Below are 20,182 nucleotides of genomic sequence, written 5' to 3'. Positions count from 1 at the left end.
TATGTTAGAACTGCTGTTTCTGTTGTTGCCCGTTGCTGCCGCCTATGGCTGGTACATGGGGCGCAGAAGTTCTCAGCAGGATAAACAGGAAAATGCTAACCGCCTGTCGCGTGAATACGTAGCAGGGGTTAACTTCCTGCTTTCCAATCAGCAGGACAAAGCGGTCGACCTGTTCCTTGAAATGTTGAAAGAGGACAGCAGCACAGTCGAAGCGCACCTGACTCTGGGTAACCTCTTTCGCTCCCGTGGCGAAGTGGATCGCGCAATCCGTATCCACCAGTCGCTGATGGAAAGCGCCTCGCTGACCTTTGAACAGCGCCTGCTTGCCGTTCAGCAACTGGGACGTGACTATATGGCCGCCGGTTTTTATGACCGCGCCGAAGACATGTTCAATCAGCTGGTCAAAGAGCAGGATTTCCAGCTGTTCGCACTCGAGCAGCTGCTCATCATTCATCAGGCGACCAGCGACTGGCAAAATGCCATTGATGTGGCTGAACGACTGGTCAAACTGGGCAAAGAAAACCGCCGTAAAGAAATTGCACATTTCTGGTGTGAACTGGCTTTGCAGGCGATGGTTGCCGATGATTTTGATAAAGCGATGGGACTGCTGAAAAAGGCGGCGGCTGCGGATAAACTTTGCGCCCGCGTATCTATCATGCAGGGGCGGATTTTACTGGCGCAGGGCGAATATCGTAAAGCGACGGAAGCCTTGCAGCGCGTGCTTGAGCAGGATAAAGAGCTGGTCAGCGAAGCCTTGCCAATGCTCCAGGAATGTTATCAGAACCTGAAAGATACGCTCGGTTGGGCAGAGTTTCTCAAACGTTGTGTGGATGAAAATACCGGTGCGGCTGCTGAGCTGATGCTGGCGGAAATCATTCATGACGAGGAAGGGCGTGAAACGGCGCAGAACTACATTAACCGCCAGCTTCAGCGCCATCCGACCATGCGCGTGTTCCATCACCTGATGGATTACCATCTGGCTGATGCAGAAGAAGGGCGGGCAAAGGAAAGTCTGGTCTTACTGCGAGACATGGTAGGCGAGCAGATCCGCACTAAACCGCGTTACCGTTGCCATAAATGCGGCTTTACCGCGCATTCTTTGTACTGGCATTGCCCGTCATGCAGGGGCTGGGCGACGATCAAACCAATTCGTGGATTAGACGGCCAGTGATTTTTCCCGTCATTTTTCGTATTGCAGATGCGCTCACTGCCTTTCTGCAACACGAATTATTTAGGGGAACAACGCGGGAGAGTATTTAAAAATTACTTCTTCTTACTGCTCGTCTTACGTGTGTTCAGTAAGGTTCGTAATTTTTTAATCTCTTTGGCGGTCAGGGCAGGTTCGCTTTCTTCCGCCAGATGCTGATTATCAATCTCGTGTTCGGTCGCTTTTGCGGCCTTTTTGCTTTTTGGCGCGGCAGGATTAAAACTCTGTTCCAGGCGTGCTGCTACTTCTGCGCTTAATGAATGTTCTGCGTCAGCGGCGGCGTTTTTGATCAATTCCTTTAATTCAACCGGAATTTTGACGGTAAGGGTTGTTATCTCACTCATTTTTCAGCCTTTCCTTAGAGTAAAAGTAACAAGCTATGCCAGCCTTGTTGAGTCGTCTAGTGATTCACAAAAATTTAATAAATCTGTCACATTATGTGTAGCTGTGAATTCAGCGTCTTGCCATGTAAAATGCGGGCGGCAAAAAAACTATTTTTCCTTCCCGATTTGAATTTACACAAGAGGCTGACGATATGAAGTCTGAAAATAACATTAACAACAATGACTTAAATACATCACCTATTGTTGTCGCACTTGACTATGCCGACAAAGCATCCGCGCTGGCGTTTGCCGATAAAATTGATCCACGTGATTGCCGTCTGAAAGTGGGCAAAGAGATGTTCACGCATTTTGGTCCGCAGATGGTCAAAGATTTGCAAACGCGCGGTTTTGACGTTTTTCTCGATTTGAAATTCCACGATATTCCAAACACAACCGCGCGTGCCGTGGCCGCAGCAGCGGATCTGGGCGTGTGGATGGTCAACGTACACGCCAGCGGCGGTGCGCGCATGATGGCCGCCGCCAAAGAAGCGCTGGCACCGTTTGGTAAAGATGCACCGTTGCTGATTGCAGTGACCGTTCTGACCAGCATGGAAAGCAGTGATCTGGCGGATTTAGGCATTACCCTTTCGCCCGCCGATTACGCCGAGCGTCTGGCGCGTCTGACCCGTGATTGTGGTCTTGACGGCGTGGTGTGTTCTGCTCAGGAAGCGACGCGCTTCAAATCTGCGCTGGGCCAGGCATTCCAGCTGGTGACGCCGGGTATCCGTCCTGCTGGCAGCAAGGCGGACGATCAGCGTCGCGTTATGACCCCGCAGGAGGCGCTGGCCGCCAGTGTCGATTACATGGTGATTGGCCGTCCGATTACGCAGTCAGCCGATCCGGCGCAGACCCTGCGTGATATTCGCGCCTCACTGCGTTAAGAGGGAATACGTATGAGCAATGACAACAACAGCCGCCTGGTCTATTCAACCGACAGCGGAAGGATTGATGAGCCGAAAGCCGTCGTTGCGCGCCCGAAAGGGGATGGTATTGTGCGTATTCAGCGCCAGACCAGCGGCCGTAAAGGCAAAGGCGTGTGTCTGATCACCGGCGTCGATCTTGATGATGTAGCACTGGAAAAACTCGCGGCGGAACTGAAGAAAAAATGCGGTTGTGGCGGTGCGGTGAAAGAGGGCGTGATTGAGATCCAGGGCGATAAACGCGACCTGCTGAAACAGTTGCTGGAAGCCAAAGGAATGAAAGTGAAACTGGCAGGAGGCTGAAAACGGATTTTGCTGTCCTGTTCCACAGCTATGATTTTTTAAACAATAAGATGCTGCATCCTTAACGGTGCAGCATCTTGCGTTACTTTAGAGATATCACAACGCGGGAGCGCTGTTTGTCATCCAAAAAGATGACAAGAAAGGTGACCTGAAAAACTGCCAAATCCTATTTTTAGCTTTATTCGTTGCTTAACGCTTACGTTTTTGATGCCAATGAAATAGAACTTATTCTCCGGCAGTTTTATTTACTAACCTGGTGCCCGACAATACCACCTACCGCCGCGCCACCGAGTGTCCCTAAGGTACTGCCATCAGTCAGAACTGCCCCGCCCAGCGCACCGGCACCGGCACCAATTGCAGTGTTACGGTCACGTTTTGACCAGTTACCACAAGCACTGACAGACATCGCCAGAGTAAGAACCAGTGCAATACTGGCAACACGTTTATTTACGAGCATCATAATATTTCTCCTTTCGAGACGCAGTTGTGCATCCGTTAATTAAAAATAGTGAAATTGATATCCATTCACTAGGTGAATAATCTTAAATCACCATGAACCCGTCTTCTCACCACACAAAAAACTAAAACAGCGAACAGGCATTACTCAATTTCCGGTGCAAACAGGCACTTTTACGTTTGCAGCAGAACTGTACGCACTCTTTAGCGATTTGCCCCATACCTGCTCACTGCCCCCGACCAGACAATAAAGCATCGCAATAAGAGGGAACCATGATGCTTAAACAACTGAAAGAGCAGGTATTAGAGGCCAATCTGGCACTGCCGCGCCACAATCTGGTGACCTTTACCTGGGGAAATGTCAGCGCCGTTGACCGCGCAGAAGGGCTGATAGTGATTAAACCGTCAGGAGTGGAATACGACCACATGGGCGTTGACGACATGGTGGTGGTGGAACTGGAGTCCGGCAAAATCGTCGAGGGCAGCAAAAAGCCGTCTTCGGATACCGATACCCACCGGGTACTGTACCTTAATTTTCCAGAAGCGGGCGGTATTGTTCATACGCATTCGCGCCACGCGACCATCTGGTCGCAGGCCGGTCTGGACATTCCGGCCTGGGGCACCACTCACGCGGATTATTTCTACGGTAATATTCCCTGCACGCGCCGGATGACGGAAGAGGAAATTGCCGGACGCTATGAATGGGAAACCGGTGAAGTGATCGTCAAAACTTTCACTGAAAGAAACCTGTCACCGGCAGATATTCCGGCGGTACTGGTGCATTCACACGGCCCGTTTACCTGGGGAACCGATGCTGACAACGCTGTGCATAACGCCGTAGTACTGGAAGAAATCGCGTATATGGGGATTTTCTCACGCCAGTTAACGCCGCAACTGCCGGATATGCAGCCGCAACTGTTAGATAAGCACTACCTGAGAAAACACGGTAAGAACGCTTACTACGGTCAATGATCCTGGTTATGCCAAAGGTCAGCCCACCAGGCTGACCTTAACACCCGCCGCAGAAAGTTGCTGCTGGTATTCTTCCGGCAGTTTGTCATCGGTGATCACACGGCTGAATGCGCTGATCGGGCCGAGCGGATTGAGATTAATTTGCCCGAATTTAGAAGAATCTGTCAGGACGATATTTTCCGCCCCTTTATCCACCACTGCATTCACCACATCGGCGCGCAGCATATCGCGACCGGTAAAACCCGTCATCTGCGTGAAACCGTCAATACCCATGAATGCCTTACTGAAATTCATCTGTTGCAGGCACAGTCTGGTCAGCGGGCCGACTACGGTCTGACTGGTTTTCTGATACATCCCGCCCAGCAGAACCACTTCACACGGCATACTTTTCAATAATGATGCCACGTAACTGCTGACGGTGATCACGGTCAGATTCTTTTTATCGGCAAGATATTGAGCCAGCAGGGCGATACTGCTCCCGCTTTCGAAAAAGACAGTTTCCCCGTCCTGAATCAGTGATGCGGCAAATTTCGCGAGCTTCTGCTTTTGCGCAAAATTCGACATCATGCGGGTATCAACATCGTCAGTCTGGATTGCGACGGCAAAACCGTGGACACGGCGCAGATAATGGCGTTGCTCCAGCCGGGTCAGATCATGACGGATCGTGACTTCGGAAACCTGACATATCTGTGACAACTCAGTGACGCTAATGCGCTGTTTATCGTTGACCCATTGCAGAATGATTTGTTGTCTGTCGTTCATAATTGCCCAAAAGTAAGGGCGGCAGGAACCGCCCAAAAAAAGAAATATCAGTTGAGAACATTAAAGAGAGTGTTCAGTACGGGCGATAATATCATCCTGAGCCTCCGGCGATAAGGCCGTAAAGAACGCGGAATAACCGGCCACGCGAACCACCAGATCACGATAGCTTTGTGGCTCCTCACGGGCTTTCAGCAGCGTCTCGCGGGAAACGATATTGTACTGAACATGCCAGCCGTGATGCTCCTCGAAGAATGTCCGCAGCATCAACATTAACGTCTGGCGGTCATTTTCGTTTTCCAGCGAGGCGGGGTTAAGCTTCTGGTTCAGTAATACGCCGCCCAGAATCGCTTCGGTAGGCAATTTACCCAGCGAGTTAAATACCGCTGTCGGACCGAGATGATCAGTACCGGATGCCGGACTGGCGCCCTCTGCCAGCGGAGTAAAGGCTTTGCGACCATCCGGGGTCGCCGTGGTGGCCGCACCGAAAGGCACGTTGGCAGAGATGGAAGACGTACCGGCGTAATACGTACCCCCAACCGGACCGCGGCCGAAACGGGTATTGTGATAATTCGACAGCTCATCGATATAACACTGGTACGCGCGCACCAGAAGATTATCCACTCCGTCATGATCGTTGCCGTATTTCTCTGCGCCGTTTAACAAGCGCTGGCGCAGACGTTCGCCGTCCAGCCCTGCATAATCGGAAGCCAGCGCGTCGGCCAGCTCCTGCTGACCGACAGTGCCCTGCTCGAAGACCAGTTTTTTCACCGCAGCCAGACTGTTACCCAGATTAGCGATCCCGACCTGCAAACCGGAAACCCAGTCATATTTCGCGCCACCTTGTTTAATGGTTTTACCGCGTTCAATGCAGTCATCGACCAGTGCGGAACATAAAATATCCTGCGCGTTTTCTTCCAGAACCGTATCGACCACGCATTCGATCTCGATAGATTTGCGCGTGTAATAACGGATTTGTTCATTCCACTGCGCGAAAACCTGTTCGAAATCGTCAAAATTGCCCTGCGACAACCCGCGCTCCTGCGCCAGGAAACGGGTCTGGCTTTTTGCGTCCTTACCCTGTTCCAGTGCAGCCAGCATGACCCGGGCAAAGTTGATGAAGCTCATGCCGGTGCAGCGATATCCCCATTTGCCGCCGACCGCTGTTTCGATACAACCAATGGCCGCATAATCATAGGCATCCTGCTTTTCGACACCCAGCTTGATGAATTCAGGAATGACGATTTCATCGTTGTTGAATGCGGGCATCCCAAAGCCGCAGCGGATCACCTGCACGCAGGCGTCGAGGAAATCATTACTCATACCGGCGTGATAACGCACGCTGAGATTCGGCTGGGTGGAGCGCAGTTGCCCGCAGGATTCCAGCACCGCGTAGGACAGCGGATTGACCGCATCCGAGGCAACGCCATTGCGCAATGTCTGGCCACCGATGGTGACGTTCTGATACAGCGGGCTACCGGCAGACGCTTTGGAGTGTGTGCCGGAGCGGATTTTGTTCACCTCCAGCAGTTTCAGCCAGCAACTTTGCAGCAGTTCAATTGCCTGGCCGCGATCCAGCGTCTGTTCCAGTTCCACATCGCGTCGGTAGAACGGATACAGATACTGATCCATACGCCCGAATGATACGGAGTGGCCGTTGGATTCGATCTGCAAAATCAGCTGAATGAAATAGCATAACTGCAACGCCTGCCAGAAATTCTCCGGTGGCCGGTGAGCAATCAATTCACAGTTCGCGGCCATCGTCAGTAATTCTGTACGGCGGTTTTCGCGGGTTTCCGAAATGGCCATTTCACGCGCCAGTTCTGCGAAGCGCAGAACATGAGTGCTGACGGCGTTCAGGGTGATATCAATGGCTTTCAGCAATTGCTCTTTGTGCAGGTCTTCCCAGTCAGTCAGCTGAATGCGGCTGCGGCGCTCATCAACTTTATGGCGCAAACCGTCAATGCCGAGTTCCAGCAGCAGCGGGAAATTTACTGCCAGATGCGCATCGCCGGAGGTCATATTCCCTTCGGCTTTTACAATCCCGCTTTCGAGCAGCGCTTTCTGTTCGTCGGTAAACATCCCGTAGCAGCGGTCCTGAACCGTCTGACCACGCCACCATGGGCAAATCTCGTGCAGGATTTTTTTGTTCGCTTCGCTTACAGCAAAACCCGCGCCCGGCCGGTCCGCCAGCGTATCAATTTCACTTTCGATCCAGCCCACGGTGTATTCCGGGAAGATCGGTGCGGCGCGCACTTCACTGGCCTGATTACCGACAATCAGCTCATCATGTTTGATCCAGATAGTGCGTTTGCTGAGATGCTCAGCCAGCGCCAGTGCGCGGCGTACCGCCAGCGGCTTGTCGGCATGTTGCTGATAAATCTGCGTGTAATGCCGCGCGCGTTCAGTACAGACCGGCGGCTTCACGATATGGATCAGGGCTTCTTTATGAGCGTGGATCCGGGCGGAAAGGGTATTCAGATTCAGCTGGGTCATTATTCTTATCCTCTTAACTGTGAACACAGCCCTTTTTGTGCGGCGTACTCTTCGGCAAACGTCAGCAGGTCAGGGTCATTTAACGGCTGGCGCGGGGCCAGATAAGGTTGCCCGAGCAGGGCGTATTTATTGATGCCAAGCGTGTGATATGGCAAAAAATGGATGGTTTCGCAGCCGGTTTCTTCCGCCGCGAAATCGACAATCTGGCGGATGGACGTACGATCAGCGTTGAAATCAGGAATCAACGGAACGCGGACGATAAGCTTTTGTCCGGCAGCGGCAAGACGGCGAAAATTGTCCATAACGCGTTTTACCGAGCCGCCGGTCAGGCGTTTAAAAGGTTCACCGGCGACATGTTTTAAATCCGCCAGCACGAGATCGAGCGTGCCGAGAGAGGGCTCAATGTATTTCCATGGCACATGCAGACAGGTTTCCACGGCCGTATGCAAACCTTCCTGTTTACAGCGTTGCAGTAACGTCCGTACGGTTTGCGGCTGCATAAAAGGTTCGCCACCGGAAAGTGTGACGCCACCGCCGGTACGCTGATAAAAAGGCTTATCACGCAAAATTTGTTGCATCAGTGCATCGATCTCCACCTCATTGCCGCACACGCTCAGCGCGGCGGAAGGGCAGGTCTGTTCAATCTGGCATAAATCCGCCGCAGTAAAATTCTCCTGCCGGACGCAGATTTTGCCGTTTTCAAATGTGACTGCATGAGGAAAAACCTGCGCGCAATAATTGCAACCTGTGCTGCACAGGCGGGTATCGAACAAAATATCGTGGCCGGCAGAACGACTCTCCGGGTTCTGACACCAGGTGCATCCCAGCGAACAACCTTTGAGAAACACGACCGTGCGGATCCCAGGACCATCATGCGTGGAATAACGCTGCACATTGAAAATCATCTCGACACTCCTTCGTGCATATTTCTTCTTTCGTAATTTATAGTCTTTCATTCGAAAGTGATTTTGATGGTGATCAACAAACCTTCTGCTTGCAGAGGTACACTCTCTGAACTTTGCATTTGCTCACAGGTTTAAGGAGAGGGTGATGGAGTTGTATCTCGATACTGCTGATGTGACTGCGGTCAAACGTCTTTCACGAATATTGCCGTTGCAGGGGGTGACGACCAATCCCAGCATCGTGGCGAAAGAGGGTAAACCGCTGTGGGAAGTGTTGCCTGCGTTGCGCGATGCACTGGGCGGCAATGGCAAATTATTTGCGCAGGTGATGGCGTCAGATACTGAGCAGATGGTGGCCGAAGCCCTGTTACTGACGCAGCGGGTACCAGGTTTAGTGGTAAAGATCCCCGTAACTTCTGAAGGGCTGGCCGCGATCAAGAAACTGAAAGTCATGAATATCCCGACTCTTGGCACCGCCGTTTACGGGGCAGGTCAGGGGCTGTTATCGGCGCTTGCGGGTGCAGAATATGTCGCGCCTTACGTTAACCGGCTGGACGCGCAGGGCGGTGATGGTATCGCGATGGTTAAAGCGTTACAGACCCTGCTAAACCTTCATGCGCCGCAATCAAAAGTGCTGGCAGCCAGTTTCAGAACGCCCCGCCAGGCGATGGATTGTCTGCTGGCCGGTTGCCAGTCAATCACTCTGCCGGTCGATGTCGCGGAACAACTGCTCGATACTCCGGCGGTACAGGCGGCAGTTGAAAAATTTGATGCCGACTGGCGTCAGGCTTTTGGCACCACGTCAATCGACTGAACTCATTCCTGCAATACCGAACCCGCACAGGCGACTGCTGCGGGTTTTTTGTTTTTGAAAGGATGTCGTCTGAATAATAAAAATCTTAAAATGTGATTGCACTCAGAAATTAAATATTGACGGAATAAATTAATAAAACTACCGATCTAAAAAATAGAAACATCGTTTCAATTTATGAAGTGAATCACTTTTATAACCCTGAGAAATGGATAACGTAGCGGCATTCAGTGGTCCGTTACTTTTAATCAGGTGAAAAACATGCACATTAAACGAGCAATAGAAAAAATCCCTGGCGGAATGATGTTAGTGCCTCTCTTCCTTGGTGCGTTGTGTCATACCTTCGCGCCTGATTCGGGCAAGTATTTTGGTTCTTTCACCAACGGACTGATGACAGGAACTGTGCCGATTCTCGCCGTGTGGTTCTTCTGCATGGGGGCGTCGATCAAACTGAGCGCGACCGGAACCGTATTGCGCAAATCCGGCACGCTGGTCGTCACGAAAATTGCGGTTGCCTGGATTGTTGCGGCAGTGGCTTCACGTTTCATGCCTGAAAATGGTGTGGAGTTCGGCTTCTTTGCCGGGCTTTCGGTGCTGGCTCTGGTCGCGTCAATGGACATGACCAACGGCGGTTTGTACGCCTCGGTGATGCAACAATACGGCACCAAAGAAGAGGCGGGGGCATTCGTGCTGATGTCGCTGGAATCTGGTCCGCTGATGACCATGGTCATCCTCGGCACCGCAGGTATTGCGTCTTTCGAACCGCACGTCTTCGTTGGTGCAGTCCTGCCGTTCCTGATCGGTTTCGGTTTAGGTAATCTGGATCCTGAACTGCGCGAATTCTTCAGCAAAGCGGTTCAGACGCTGATCCCGTTCTTCGCCTTCGCGCTTGGTAACACCATCAACCTGACCGTGATTGCACAAACCGGTCTGTTAGGTGTGCTTCTGGGTGTAGCCGTTATTGTGATAACCGGTATCCCGCTGATCCTGGCAGACAAATTCATCGGCGGCGGCGATGGCACGGCAGGTATTGCTGCCTCCAGTTCAGCCGGTGCCGCAGTGGCTACACCGGTACTGATCGCTGAAATGGTGCCGCAGTTTAAACCTATCGCCCCGGCTGCTACCGCTCTGGTCGCCACGTCGGTTATCGTCACCTCCATACTGGTGCCGATCCTGACTGCCATGTGGTCAAGAAGAGTGAAGAACAAAGCAGTGAAAGGCAAAGTGGCGATGGACCCGCCGTTGGCGAGTGTCAAATAACTGGGCGTAATAGCCTCTACATTAAGAATTGTGATAGTTTCGGTTTTTCAGCAACGGTTATCACCTGGCTTTTTCGCGCCGAAACCGACCAAGAGGGGCCATGACGGGCCCCTCTTGGATCTCCCACGTCTCTTCACTGCGCGCTATCGCAGGCACAACGGACATGTTCTGGTGTATTAGTAGGTGGCGCAAATCCAGGTGCTTCGCACTGCCTTCTCTCGGTCTTCGAGCCAATGGTCTCGAAGCCGCTCCGTTCAGCTGAATTTTGAGCACGCCAATAAACTCTTTTAAATGATAAAAGACAATCTGCCGGTGATTTTAAGATCGTGCGGGCGATTCAGAAAACTTGCTGAACGGAGCGGGTTCGAGACGTAGGGCTCGAACACCGAGAGAAGGGACCGCGTAGCGGCAAGCTTTCCAGCCTGTCACTGAAGTAACTGAAACATAGTGTCTAGCGATAGCGCGTAGTGAAAGAGCCGGAGATTCTTAAGAGGCGCGGCGATAGGCGCCTCTTAAGGCCAGTTTGGGTGGCAGCCCAAGGTGTTGACCTTAAAGCGAGTGTGGGCGGCGAGCCCACGACCTTGACCTCAGGCAGCCAGTTAGGGTGGCTAACCCTCACAATCCTGGCGCTTTCCACATCGACGTCGTCAGTTGCCTGTCTACCAGCCTGAGCTGATCCGCATACACTTCCTGCCAGTTGGCTTTCTGCACCAGATATTTTGCATGATTAGCCACATCCGGCTGATATTCACGCTCCCAGCGCACCAGTGCTTCACCGGTTTGCGCAAGCGATGCATAAACACCCGCCGCTACACCTGCTGCAATCGCGCAACCGAGCGCGGTGGCTTCTTTTACTACCGGCACATTCACGGGGACGCCGGTCACATCACTTAAAATCTGGCACCATAATTTGCCCTTCGAACCACCGCCGGAAAACACCAGCGATTTTGCGCGTACGCCGGAGAAGGCGGCGATCATATCCAGATTGCAGGCCGAAACGATGGCGGCGTTCTCTTCCAGCGCACGGAACAGCACCGGTTTGTTGCACTTTTCCGGATCAATGGAAAGATTGATGAACGACGGCGCAGCGTGGTACCAGTTCTTGAAATGCATCGCATCGGAAAAAACCGGCGTTACGCCCCAGGCACCGACCGGTACCCGCGCCGCCATATCTTCCAGCAGGCTGTAGGCATCGACACCGAGGCGATGTGCCATGGTTTTTTCTTCTGTACAAAACGCGTCGCGGAACCAGCGCATGGTCAGGCCGGTGAAGAAACTGATGGATTCTGCCTGCGCCATGCCGGGGATGACGTGGGGATTGACGCGGATATTCATCTCCGGATCGGTCACCGGTTCAGGCAGATTGACGATTTGCTGCCAGAACGTTCCACCGAGAACCGCAGTTTGTCCGGGGCGTACCAGCCCGAGGCCGAGCGTACCCAGTTGCGCGTCGCCGCCACCCATGCCCACCGGCGTTCCGGCTTTCAGACCACAGGCATCAGCAGCAAGCGAAGTCACGTAACCGAGTCGTGTCCCGGTTTCGGCCACCGGCGAAAGCATATCCGCGCGTAAACCCGCCATATCCAGCAGCTCAGGCCGCCAGTTACGGGTGGCTAAATCCAGCATGCCGGTAGTGCCTGCATTTGAAGGATCCACCGCCAGTTCGCCGCTGAGCATATACGCCAGCCAGTCGCTGATCATGGTAATGGTTGCAGCCTTGCGATAAATATCCGGACGATGATGGGCCAGCCACAGCAAACGTGGCATGGCACTCAGTGCCAGCGTCTGGCCGGAGCATTCATACACTTCGCGTTCAAATTCGAAATTATGGATTTCTTTTAATTCGGAGACTTCACGGCTGGCGCGGGCATCAACGTTCGCGCACGCCCAGAGAGGTTCACCGGCTTTGTCGTACAGCACAATGCCTTCGCGCATAGAACAGGCGGCGACGGCACGGATAGCAGAAGCAGGGAGATGTGCCTCATGCAGCGCCTGGCGAATACACTGGCAGGCCAGTTGCCAGTTTTTTTGCAGATCAAACTCCATCGAACCGGGGACATCCGGCACTGCCAGATGGATCCACTCCGCTTGTCCGGCGGCAATCTGCTCACCTTCAAGATTGAAAATTACCGCCCGGATACTGCCGGTACCGGCATCCAGCGCCATTAAATAGCTACGATCGTCGTCAGAGTTCAGGGTAGAGGTCATCGCTACGTTCTCTCGTGCCAGTTTATCGGGCACCGTTTACCTGACCGCCACGCCTCTTACACCCTGCGTGTCAGCCGAGCAGCGCCAGCATGGCTCTTGCTGTGCTCTCTTCAGTAACCAGTGCGTTTATTCGTTTACCTTTCAGCGCGGCGACAATCGCTTCGGCCTTCTCAACGCCGCCCGCCACGCCTAATACGGTCGGAATGCTGGCCAGTTCGTCCGGTGCGACGGCTATCAGTTCGTCGTGGATTGCCATGTTTTCCGCCAGCTCGCCGTTACGCTGCATAAAGAAACCGAGAATGTCACCGACCGCACCTTTGCGGCCAAATAACAATTGTTCGCCTTCGCTGATATAACCGGAGCGCAATATCGTCGCTTCCTGTTTCTGGTTGAGCGAACCGATGCCGACGACGGCGATATCCGCCGCGCAGGCCGCGAGCATCACGTCATGTACGTTGCGTTCCTGGCGAAATATTGCTGCCACGCTGGCAGAAGAAGCGCGCAGCGGTGCCGGAATAATGCTGACTCCGCAGGCAGCATCCAGCTGTCCGATGCCGGTCATATAAGGGCCAACACCGCCGGAAAGCGTCACCATGCGGATCTGCTGCGAGGCGATAAATCCGCTCAGATGCTGCAACGTACTCATGGCGGTTTCGCCAAATCCGACGGCCAGCAATTGCTCCGGTTTTAACATCGTCATCAGCATATGCGCCGCGCCGACGCCCAGCCGTGCGCTCAGCGAGCCATCGGCAAGCTGGGGCAGCACACGAACCTGCTGCAAACCAAAGCGCTCAAGCAGCGTGTTTTCCAGCGACAAACATCCCTCAAAACGCGAGTTGATTTGTACGCGGATCACCCCGGATTGCCGGCCTTTTTCAAGCAAACGCGACACTTTAAGCCGCGTCAGCCCGAGCCGTTCACCAATCTCATTCTGGGTCAGGCCGTCGTGGTAATAGAACCACGCGGTGCGCGCCAGCAGTTCCTCTTCACCCATGCTGAATTCCGGATGGTTAGTCAAATCGGACAGCGTTGTCTTGTCATTCATAGTGAACACTTATCAAAATGTAGATCAATTGTTCGTTAACGGAATGTTGTTAACTGTGATGTGTTTGGCAAATTTCAAATGATTACTGCCTGAATCATAACGCAGAGTATATGAGTTGAACAAACTGTGATCAGTGCAAAAGTTTTCCGTGTCACCACGGACTAGCTTTATGAACATTGTTAAATAATAAATACATTTGTTCATTTAATGTATCTCATCCGAGGCCAGCTTATGCAGTCAGGCGATCAATCATCAGCAGACGCGCATTCTCCGGACCTGCTATTGCAGGTCAGCGGTGTCAGTAAAAGCTTCTCCGGTGTCGCGGTGCTGAAAAACATCGATTTCAGTCTGCAACGCGGTGAGGTGCATGCGTTACTTGGCGGGAATGGCGCGGGCAAATCGACGCTGATGAAAATTATCGCCGGTGTCGAGATTGCCGACTGTGGCGAAATGCACCTCGGCGGCGCGCCACTGCTGGCGCTGACACCAGCAAAAGCACATCAGGCGGGGATCTATCTGGTGCCGCAGGAGCCGATGCTTTTTCCGAGCCTCAGCGTGCGTGAAAATATTCTGTTTCGTTTGCCTGCACATCAGGCCAGCGAGAAAAAGCTGCAACAGTCGCTGACTGAACTGGGCTGCAACCTGCCACTCGGTTCACTGGCTGGCACGCTGGAAGTGGCCGATCAGCAGCTGGTAGAAATCCTGCGCGGGCTGATGCGCGACGCCCGGTTGCTGATCCTCGACGAACCGACGGCTTCGCTGACACCCGCGGAATCCGCCCGCTTATTTACGCAGGTTCGCCTTCTGACGGCGCAGGGCGTCGGTGTGGTGTTTATCTCGCACAAACTGCCGGAAATCCGCGCCATTGCCGACCGGATCAGCGTGATGCGCGACGGCAAAATAGCACTCAGCGGTGCGCTTTCAGTGCTGGATAACGATGCGCTGATTGCCGCCATCACGCCGCAAACACAGACGGCTGCGTTACCTGCTGAACAGAAATTGTGGCTGGATTTTCCGGGAGCACGGCGCAATCCATCCAGCAACGAGCCGGTATTGCAGGTACAAAACCTGACCGGTGAAGGCTTTATCGATATTTCATTTAGCGCCCGCGCCGGGGAAATCGTCGGGCTGGCAGGCGTTGTCGGGGCAGGACGAACCGAACTTGCAGAAACGCTGTATGGCCTGCGGGATGCACAAAGCGGTCAGGTTTTCCTGATGCAGCAAGACATCAGCGGACTTGGCACCTTACAACGCCTGAAAAAAGGGCTGGTGTACCTGCCGGAAGACCGTCAGGCGTCCGGTCTTTATCTGGATGCGCCACTGAGCTGGAACACGACCTCCCTGACTTTCAACCGTCAGAGCTGGTGGCTGAACATCAAACGCGAGGCGGCGGTGCTGGAACGTTATCACCGTGCGCTGGGGATCAAATATCGCGACGGCTCGCAAACTGCCCGCACGCTTTCCGGCGGGAATCAGCAGAAATTGCTGATCGCAAAATGTCTGGAAGCCCAGCCCGCGGTGCTGATTGTTGATGAACCGACGCGCGGAGTGGATGTATCGGCGCGTGCCGATATCTATCAGCTGCTGCGCAATGTCGTTGAACAGAACGTGGCGGTTGTCCTGATTTCTTCTGATCTGGATGAAATAGAAGGGCTGGCCGACCGGGTATTTGTCATGCATCAGGGTGAGATGAGCGGCGAGCTGCAGGGCAGCGAAATCAACGTCAGCAACATTATGCACATCGCGTTTGGTAACCACGCCCGGACTGCGGCTACCGGAGGATCTTCATGCTGAAGCGGATACAAAACAACCGTGAACTGACCGCGCTGATGGCGATTATTGCGCTATTTGCCTTACTCGGCGCGATGGACAGTCAATCGTTCAGTTTTCAGACGCTGGGCATGATTTTCGGCAGCGCACAAATTCTGATGTTGCTGGCGATGGGCGCGACGGTGGTAATGCTGACCCGCAACATCGATGTCTCCGTCGGTTCCATTACCGGACTGTGCGCCGTCACGCTGGGTGTTTTACTTAACAACGGAGTGAGTCTGCCGCTGGCCTGTCTGGCAACTCTCGGCACCGGTTTGCTGGCGGGATTATTCAACGGCGTCCTGGTGGCATGGCTGCGTATTCCGGCGATTGTCGCCACCCTCGGTACGCTGGGTTTATACCGCGGGCTGATGTTGCTGCTGACCGGCGGTAAATGGATTGAAGGCTTACCCGCAGGGTTGAAATCGTTATCCGAACCGGTATTTCTCAGCGTTTCATCTCTTGGCTGGCTGGTGATTATTTTACTTGTGGCGATGTTCTGGATGCTAGGGCGCACCGCATTTGGCCGCAGCTTTTACGCTGTGGGCGACAACTTGCAGGGCGCACGGCAGCTCGGTGTCGCCGTCAATCGCGTGCGGATTCTGGCGTTCGGCATCAACGGCATGATGGCGGCTATCGCGGGCATTGTCTTCGCGTCGCAAATCGGCTTTGTGCCTAACCAGACCGGCAGCGGGCTGGAAATGAAAGCCATCGCTGCCTGCGTATTGGGCGGGATCAGCTTGCTCGGCGGCACCGGATCCATACTCGGTGCGGTCCTTGGCGCGTATTTCCTGACACAAATCGACAGCGTGCTGGTGCTGTTACGCCTCCCGGCCTGGTGGAACGATTTTATCGCCGGACTGGTGTTGCTGGCGGTGCTGGTATTTGACGGCAGGTTGCGGCAGGCGCTGGAGAAAAACCTGCGGCGTCAGAAGTATTCGCGCTTTCTGGCGGCCACGCCGCCTCCTCAGAAGAAACCCGCGGAACGCAAATCTCAGCAACCGAAAAATGTCAGCCGCCGGTTAAGTACCGGTAAAAAGAGCGGGGTGGTGTGATGAACAAACTTCAACAATATGGCTGGGAAATCGCACTGCTGGCGTTGCTGGTCATCGAAATCTTGCTGTTCGGCTTCGCCAATCCGCGCATGCTGGATGCCAGTACATTGCTGTTCAGTACCAGCGATTTTATCACCATTGGGATTGTGGCATTGCCGCTGACGCTGGTGATTGTCAGCGGCGGCATCGACATTTCTTTTGGTTCCACCATCGGGTTATGCGCTATCGCACTCGGCGTACTTTGTCAGGCCGGAGTTCCGCTGGCACTGGCGATTATCCTCACGCTGGCACTGGGTGCAGCCTGTGGTTTGCTCAATGCCGCACTGATCCTTTATACCGGCGTCAATCCGCTGGTCATCACGCTCGGAACCCTCTACCTGTTCGGCGGCAGCGCCTTATTGCTTTCAGGGCTGGCGGGCGCGACGGGTTTCGAGGGTATTGGTAATTTTCCTGATGCGTTTACCAATTTCGCCAATATGGTGGTGCTTGGCCTGCCGATGCCGCTGGTGACGTTCCTGCTGGCGACGCTGTTTTTCTGGCTGCTGATGCACCGCAGTCGTACCGGTCGCAACGTCTTTCTCATTGGTCAGAATGCCCGTGTGGCACGTTATGGCGCATTGCCGGTCAGCCGCACCGTTTTTGCGTTGTATGGTATGACCGGCCTGTCTTCAGCGGTCGCCGCCATCCTGATGACATCTTATTTCGGCTCAGCCCGCTCTGATCTCGGTAACGCATTGCTGATGCCCGCGATCACGGCGGTGGTGCTAGGCGGTGCCAATATCTACGGTGGTTCCGGTTCCATTCTCGGTACGGCGCTGGCGACGCTGCTGATCGGGTATCTCCAGCAGGGTTTACAGATGGTTGGCGTCTCCAGCCAGGTTTCCAGCGCGCTGTCCGGCGCGCTGCTGATCCTGGTGGTCATCGGGCGTTCCGCCAGCCTCAATCGTGGTCTTATCCGCAGTGTTTTCCAGCGTTATCGCCAGCGCTGGTCTGCGCCTTCTCCTTCCTTGACGTCTTCTAAATAAGCCGGGGTTAATGATGAAAGCCAACACAATGAAAACCTTACTGATTGCCAGTGCCGTAAGCCTCGCCTGCCTGAGTGCGCAGGCGGCCGAACGTATCGCGTTTATCCCAAAACTGGTAGGCGTCGGTTATTTCACCAGCGGCGGCAACGGCGCGACGGCGGCGGGCAAAGAACTGGGTGTGGACGTGACCTATGACGGCCCGACAGAACCGAGTGTTTCCGGTCAGGTGCAGATGATCAACAACTTCGTCAATCAGGGATACAACGCGATTGTGGTGGCAGCGGTATCACCCGACGGCCTTTGTCCGGCACTGAAACGCGCCATGCAACGCGGTGTAAAAGTGCTGACCTGGGATTCCGACACCAAACCGGAATGCCGCTCGATTTACATCAACCAGGGCACACCACAACAGCTTGGTTCAATGCTGGTGGATATGACATCCAGCCAGGTGAAGAAAGAAAAAGCCAAAGTGGCGTTTTTCTATTCCAGCCCGACGGTGACCGACCAGAACCAGTGGGTGAAAGAGGCGAAAGCCAAAATCGCCAAAGAGCATCCGGGCTGGGAAATCGTGACCACGCAATATGGCTATAACGATGCGACCAAATCCCTGCAAACCGCTGAAGGGATCCTGAAATCCTACGGTGACCTCGATGCGATTATTGCGCCAGACGCCAATGCCTTACCGGCTGCTGCGCAGGCCGCTGAAAATCTCAAACGCACCAACGTAACCATTGTTGGCTTCAGTACGCCTAACGTCATGCGCCCATATGTTGAGCGCGGCACGGTGAAACAGTTCGGCCTGTGGGACGTGGTCAGTCAGGGCAAGATTTCGGTTTACGTCGCCGATCAGTTACTGAAAAAAGGCGAACTCAACGTGGGTGACAAACTGGATGTGCCAAACGTCGGATCGGTGGAAGTGGTACCGAACAGCGTGCAGGGCTACCAGTATGAGGCCAAAGGCAACGGCATTGTCGTACTGCCGGAACGCGTGGTCTTCACCAAAGACAACATTGGCAAATATGACTTCTGACGAATAAGGAGAAAAGAAAATGGCAGATCTGGACGATATCAGAGACGGCAAGAACTTTGGCATTGGCACGCCGCAGGACAATCATGCATTTTTCCTCAAAGGCAGCGGTCAGCTGGACTGGGGAATGCAGTCGCGGCTGGCGCGTATTTTCAATCCTGAGTCCGGCAGAACGGTGATGCTGGCGTTCGATCACGGCTATTTTCAGGGCCCGACGACCGGCCTTGAGCGTATCGATATCAACATTGCGCCGCTGTTTGCGCATACCGATGTACTGATGTGTACCCGTGGCGTGCTGCGCAGTGTGGTGCCGGCGGCAGTCAACAAACCTGTGGTGATGCGCGCGTCGGGCGGCAACTCGATTCTGACCGAGCTTTCCAATGAAACCGTCGCCGTCGCGATAGAAGACGCACTGCGCCTGAACGTCGCGGCGATGGCGGCGCAGGTGTATATCGGCAGCGAATATGAACATCAGTCAATTAAAAACATCATTCAGCTGGTGGATCAGGGGATGCGCTACGGGATGCCAACCATGGCAGTAACCGGTGTCGGCAAAGACATGGCGCGTGATCAGCGTTACTTCTCGCTGGCGACCCGTATCGCCGCTGAAATGGGCGCGAACATCATCAAAACCTACTACGTCGATGAAGGTTTTGAGCGCGTCGCGGCGGGCTGTCCGGTACCGATTGTGATTGCCGGGGGCAAAAAACTGCCGGAACGCGAGGCGCTGGAAATGTGCTTCAAAGCCATCGATCAGGGTGCATCGGGTGTGGACATGGGCCGTAATATTTTCCAGTCCGAATCACCGGTTGCCATGCTGAAAGCAGTGAAAGCGGTGGTACATGAAAACGCCAGCGTAGCGCACGCATACGAACTGTTCCTGAGTGAAAAGGGGTGAATCATGGAAGTGACGCTGGTCGAAATTAATGTTCAGCCGGAAAAGGTGGATGAGTTTCTGGAAGTTTTCCACGCCAACCACCTCGGCGCAGTGAAAGAGCCCGGAAACCTGAGATTCGATGTGTTGCAGGACGATAAAGTACCGACGCGGTTCTTTATCTACGAAGCCTATCAGGATAACGATGCTGTGCTGGCGCATAAGAAAACGCCCCATTACCTGAAATGCGTTGAAGCGCTGGAGGGGATCATGTCGGAGCCGAGGAAGAAGACAACTTTCAAGGGGATTTACCCTTGACCTGTAATTTCTAACCGCAACTGCAACTTCAAAACCGTGGGCGTTGGCCCACACCGACAAAACCTTGGGTTGCCACCCAAACTGGCCTTAAGGTCAAGGTCGTGGGCGTCGGCCCACACCGACCAGAGACCCGGTAACGCGCGGGCCTCTGGACTCCGCGCTTTTTTCACTGCGCGCTGTCGCGGGTATGACGGACATGTTCTGGCGCATTGGTGAGTGGCGCAAATCCAGGTGCTTCGCACTGCCTTCTCTCGGTCTTCAAGCCATAGGTCTTGAAGCCGCTCCGTTCAGCTGAATTTTAATCACGCCAGTCAACTTTTCTAAAAGATGAAAACAATCTGTCTTTGAATTT

19 protein-coding genes are annotated in these 20,182 nt (G+C 53.8%); 12 read left to right on the top strand and 7 right to left on the bottom strand.

Features of this window, described 5'->3' with window-relative positions:
• Position 1 precedes the first annotated feature (1 nt).
• Complete coding sequence (gene lapB, locus D5398_RS06015; protein ID WP_120506799.1) at positions 2 to 1,171, top strand: lipopolysaccharide assembly protein LapB; 1,170 nt, start codon at positions 2 to 4, stop codon at positions 1,169 to 1,171.
• 92 nt (positions 1,172 to 1,263) lie between these two features.
• On the opposite strand, the gene D5398_RS06010 is transcribed toward lapB, so the two are convergent.
• On the bottom strand, positions 1,264 to 1,551 hold the full coding sequence (locus D5398_RS06010; protein ID WP_120506798.1) for an Arc family DNA-binding protein: 288 nt from the start codon (positions 1,549 to 1,551) through the stop codon (positions 1,264 to 1,266).
• Positions 1,552 to 1,742: 191 nt separating this feature from the next.
• Here D5398_RS06010 and pyrF point away from each other — a divergent pair, with 191 nt between their 5' ends.
• Positions 1,743 to 2,471 carry an orotidine-5'-phosphate decarboxylase gene (pyrF, locus tag D5398_RS06005; protein ID WP_120506797.1) on the top strand — a complete coding sequence of 243 codons (729 nt, stop codon included), beginning with the start codon at positions 1,743 to 1,745 and terminating at the stop codon, positions 2,469 to 2,471.
• Between the two features lie 12 nt (positions 2,472 to 2,483).
• Complete coding sequence (gene yciH / locus D5398_RS06000; RefSeq protein WP_120506796.1) at positions 2,484 to 2,813, top strand: stress response translation initiation inhibitor YciH; 330 nt, start codon at positions 2,484 to 2,486, stop codon at positions 2,811 to 2,813.
• A gap of 241 nt (positions 2,814 to 3,054) precedes the next feature.
• Here the strand turns inward: yciH and osmB are convergent, their stop codons facing one another.
• Positions 3,055 to 3,273: an osmotically-inducible lipoprotein OsmB gene (gene osmB / locus D5398_RS05995; RefSeq protein WP_015697121.1), complete on the bottom strand. Its 219-nt coding sequence runs from the start codon at positions 3,271 to 3,273 to the stop codon at positions 3,055 to 3,057.
• Positions 3,274 to 3,545: 272 nt separating this feature from the next.
• Between osmB and araD the strand changes: the two genes are divergently transcribed.
• A complete protein-coding gene (araD, locus tag D5398_RS05990) occupies positions 3,546 to 4,241 on the top strand; it encodes an L-ribulose-5-phosphate 4-epimerase (protein WP_120506795.1) in 696 nt (231 codons plus the stop codon).
• Positions 4,242 to 4,259: 18 nt separating this feature from the next.
• Here araD and D5398_RS05985 read toward each other — a convergent pair whose 3' ends face one another.
• Genes D5398_RS05985 through D5398_RS05975 form a run of 3 tightly spaced genes read right to left on the bottom strand, consistent with a single transcriptional unit; the run spans position 4,260 to position 8,401 of the window.
• Positions 4,260 to 5,003 carry a DeoR/GlpR family DNA-binding transcription regulator gene (locus D5398_RS05985; protein ID WP_120506794.1) on the bottom strand — a complete coding sequence of 248 codons (744 nt, stop codon included), beginning with the start codon at positions 5,001 to 5,003 and terminating at the stop codon, positions 4,260 to 4,262.
• Positions 5,004 to 5,063: 60 nt separating this feature from the next.
• Complete coding sequence (locus D5398_RS05980; RefSeq protein WP_120506793.1) at positions 5,064 to 7,496, bottom strand: formate C-acetyltransferase/glycerol dehydratase family glycyl radical enzyme; 2,433 nt, start codon at positions 7,494 to 7,496, stop codon at positions 5,064 to 5,066.
• A 5-nt stretch (positions 7,497 to 7,501) separates the two neighbouring features.
• On the bottom strand, positions 7,502 to 8,401 hold the full coding sequence (locus tag D5398_RS05975; protein WP_120506792.1) for a glycyl-radical enzyme activating protein: 900 nt from the start codon (positions 8,399 to 8,401) through the stop codon (positions 7,502 to 7,504).
• 145 nt (positions 8,402 to 8,546) lie between these two features.
• Between D5398_RS05975 and fsa the strand changes: the two genes are divergently transcribed.
• Complete coding sequence (fsa, locus tag D5398_RS05970; RefSeq protein WP_120506791.1) at positions 8,547 to 9,212, top strand: fructose-6-phosphate aldolase; 666 nt, start codon at positions 8,547 to 8,549, stop codon at positions 9,210 to 9,212.
• A 258-nt stretch (positions 9,213 to 9,470) separates the two neighbouring features.
• Positions 9,471 to 10,469: a 2-keto-3-deoxygluconate transporter gene (gene kdgT, locus D5398_RS05965; RefSeq protein ID WP_120506790.1), complete on the top strand. Its 999-nt coding sequence runs from the start codon at positions 9,471 to 9,473 to the stop codon at positions 10,467 to 10,469.
• 615 nt (positions 10,470 to 11,084) lie between these two features.
• On the opposite strand, the gene lsrK is transcribed toward kdgT, so the two are convergent.
• Together lsrK and lsrR are read right to left on the bottom strand one after the other, a co-directional pair.
• On the bottom strand, positions 11,085 to 12,677 hold the full coding sequence (gene lsrK / locus D5398_RS05960; protein WP_162940729.1) for an autoinducer-2 kinase: 1,593 nt from the start codon (positions 12,675 to 12,677) through the stop codon (positions 11,085 to 11,087).
• A gap of 70 nt (positions 12,678 to 12,747) precedes the next feature.
• Complete coding sequence (lsrR, locus tag D5398_RS05955) at positions 12,748 to 13,722, bottom strand: transcriptional regulator LsrR (RefSeq protein WP_120506789.1); 975 nt, start codon at positions 13,720 to 13,722, stop codon at positions 12,748 to 12,750.
• Between the two features lie 231 nt (positions 13,723 to 13,953).
• On the opposite strand from lsrR, the gene lsrA reads away from it, so the two are divergent.
• The 6 genes from lsrA to lsrG are packed head-to-tail and all read left to right on the top strand — an operon-like array spanning position 13,954 to position 19,830.
• Complete coding sequence (gene lsrA, locus D5398_RS05950; protein ID WP_120506788.1) at positions 13,954 to 15,516, top strand: autoinducer 2 ABC transporter ATP-binding protein LsrA; 1,563 nt, start codon at positions 13,954 to 13,956, stop codon at positions 15,514 to 15,516.
• Positions 15,510 to 16,586 (top strand): autoinducer 2 ABC transporter permease LsrC, encoded by a 1,077-nt coding sequence (lsrC, locus tag D5398_RS05945; RefSeq protein ID WP_120506787.1) that lies wholly within the window; start codon positions 15,510 to 15,512, stop codon positions 16,584 to 16,586. Before lsrA ends, lsrC begins: the two co-directional genes overlap by 7 nt.
• Positions 16,586 to 17,611, top strand: a complete 1,026-nt coding sequence (gene lsrD, locus D5398_RS05940) for an autoinducer 2 ABC transporter permease LsrD (protein ID WP_120506786.1) — start codon at positions 16,586 to 16,588, stop codon at positions 17,609 to 17,611. Before lsrC ends, lsrD begins: the two co-directional genes overlap by 1 nt.
• A gap of 28 nt (positions 17,612 to 17,639) precedes the next feature.
• The gene (lsrB, locus tag D5398_RS05935) at positions 17,640 to 18,641 is read left to right on the top strand and encodes an autoinducer 2 ABC transporter substrate-binding protein LsrB (protein ID WP_415838466.1); all 1,002 of its coding nucleotides are present in this window, start codon (positions 17,640 to 17,642) and stop codon (positions 18,639 to 18,641) included.
• A 19-nt stretch (positions 18,642 to 18,660) separates the two neighbouring features.
• Positions 18,661 to 19,536, top strand: a complete 876-nt coding sequence (gene lsrF / locus D5398_RS05930) for a 3-hydroxy-5-phosphonooxypentane-2,4-dione thiolase (protein ID WP_120130962.1) — start codon at positions 18,661 to 18,663, stop codon at positions 19,534 to 19,536.
• A 3-nt stretch (positions 19,537 to 19,539) separates the two neighbouring features.
• Positions 19,540 to 19,830 (top strand): (4S)-4-hydroxy-5-phosphonooxypentane-2,3-dione isomerase, encoded by a 291-nt coding sequence (lsrG, locus tag D5398_RS05925; RefSeq protein WP_120506784.1) that lies wholly within the window; start codon positions 19,540 to 19,542, stop codon positions 19,828 to 19,830.
• Positions 19,831 to 20,182 lie beyond the last annotated feature (352 nt).

This window comes from Rahnella bruchi (genome assembly GCF_003614975.1).
Classification (GTDB): domain Bacteria; phylum Pseudomonadota; class Gammaproteobacteria; order Enterobacterales; family Enterobacteriaceae; genus Rahnella; species Rahnella bruchi.
Note: the sequence above shows the minus strand (reverse complement) of the source record. Positions and strands in the feature narration are given on the sequence as shown.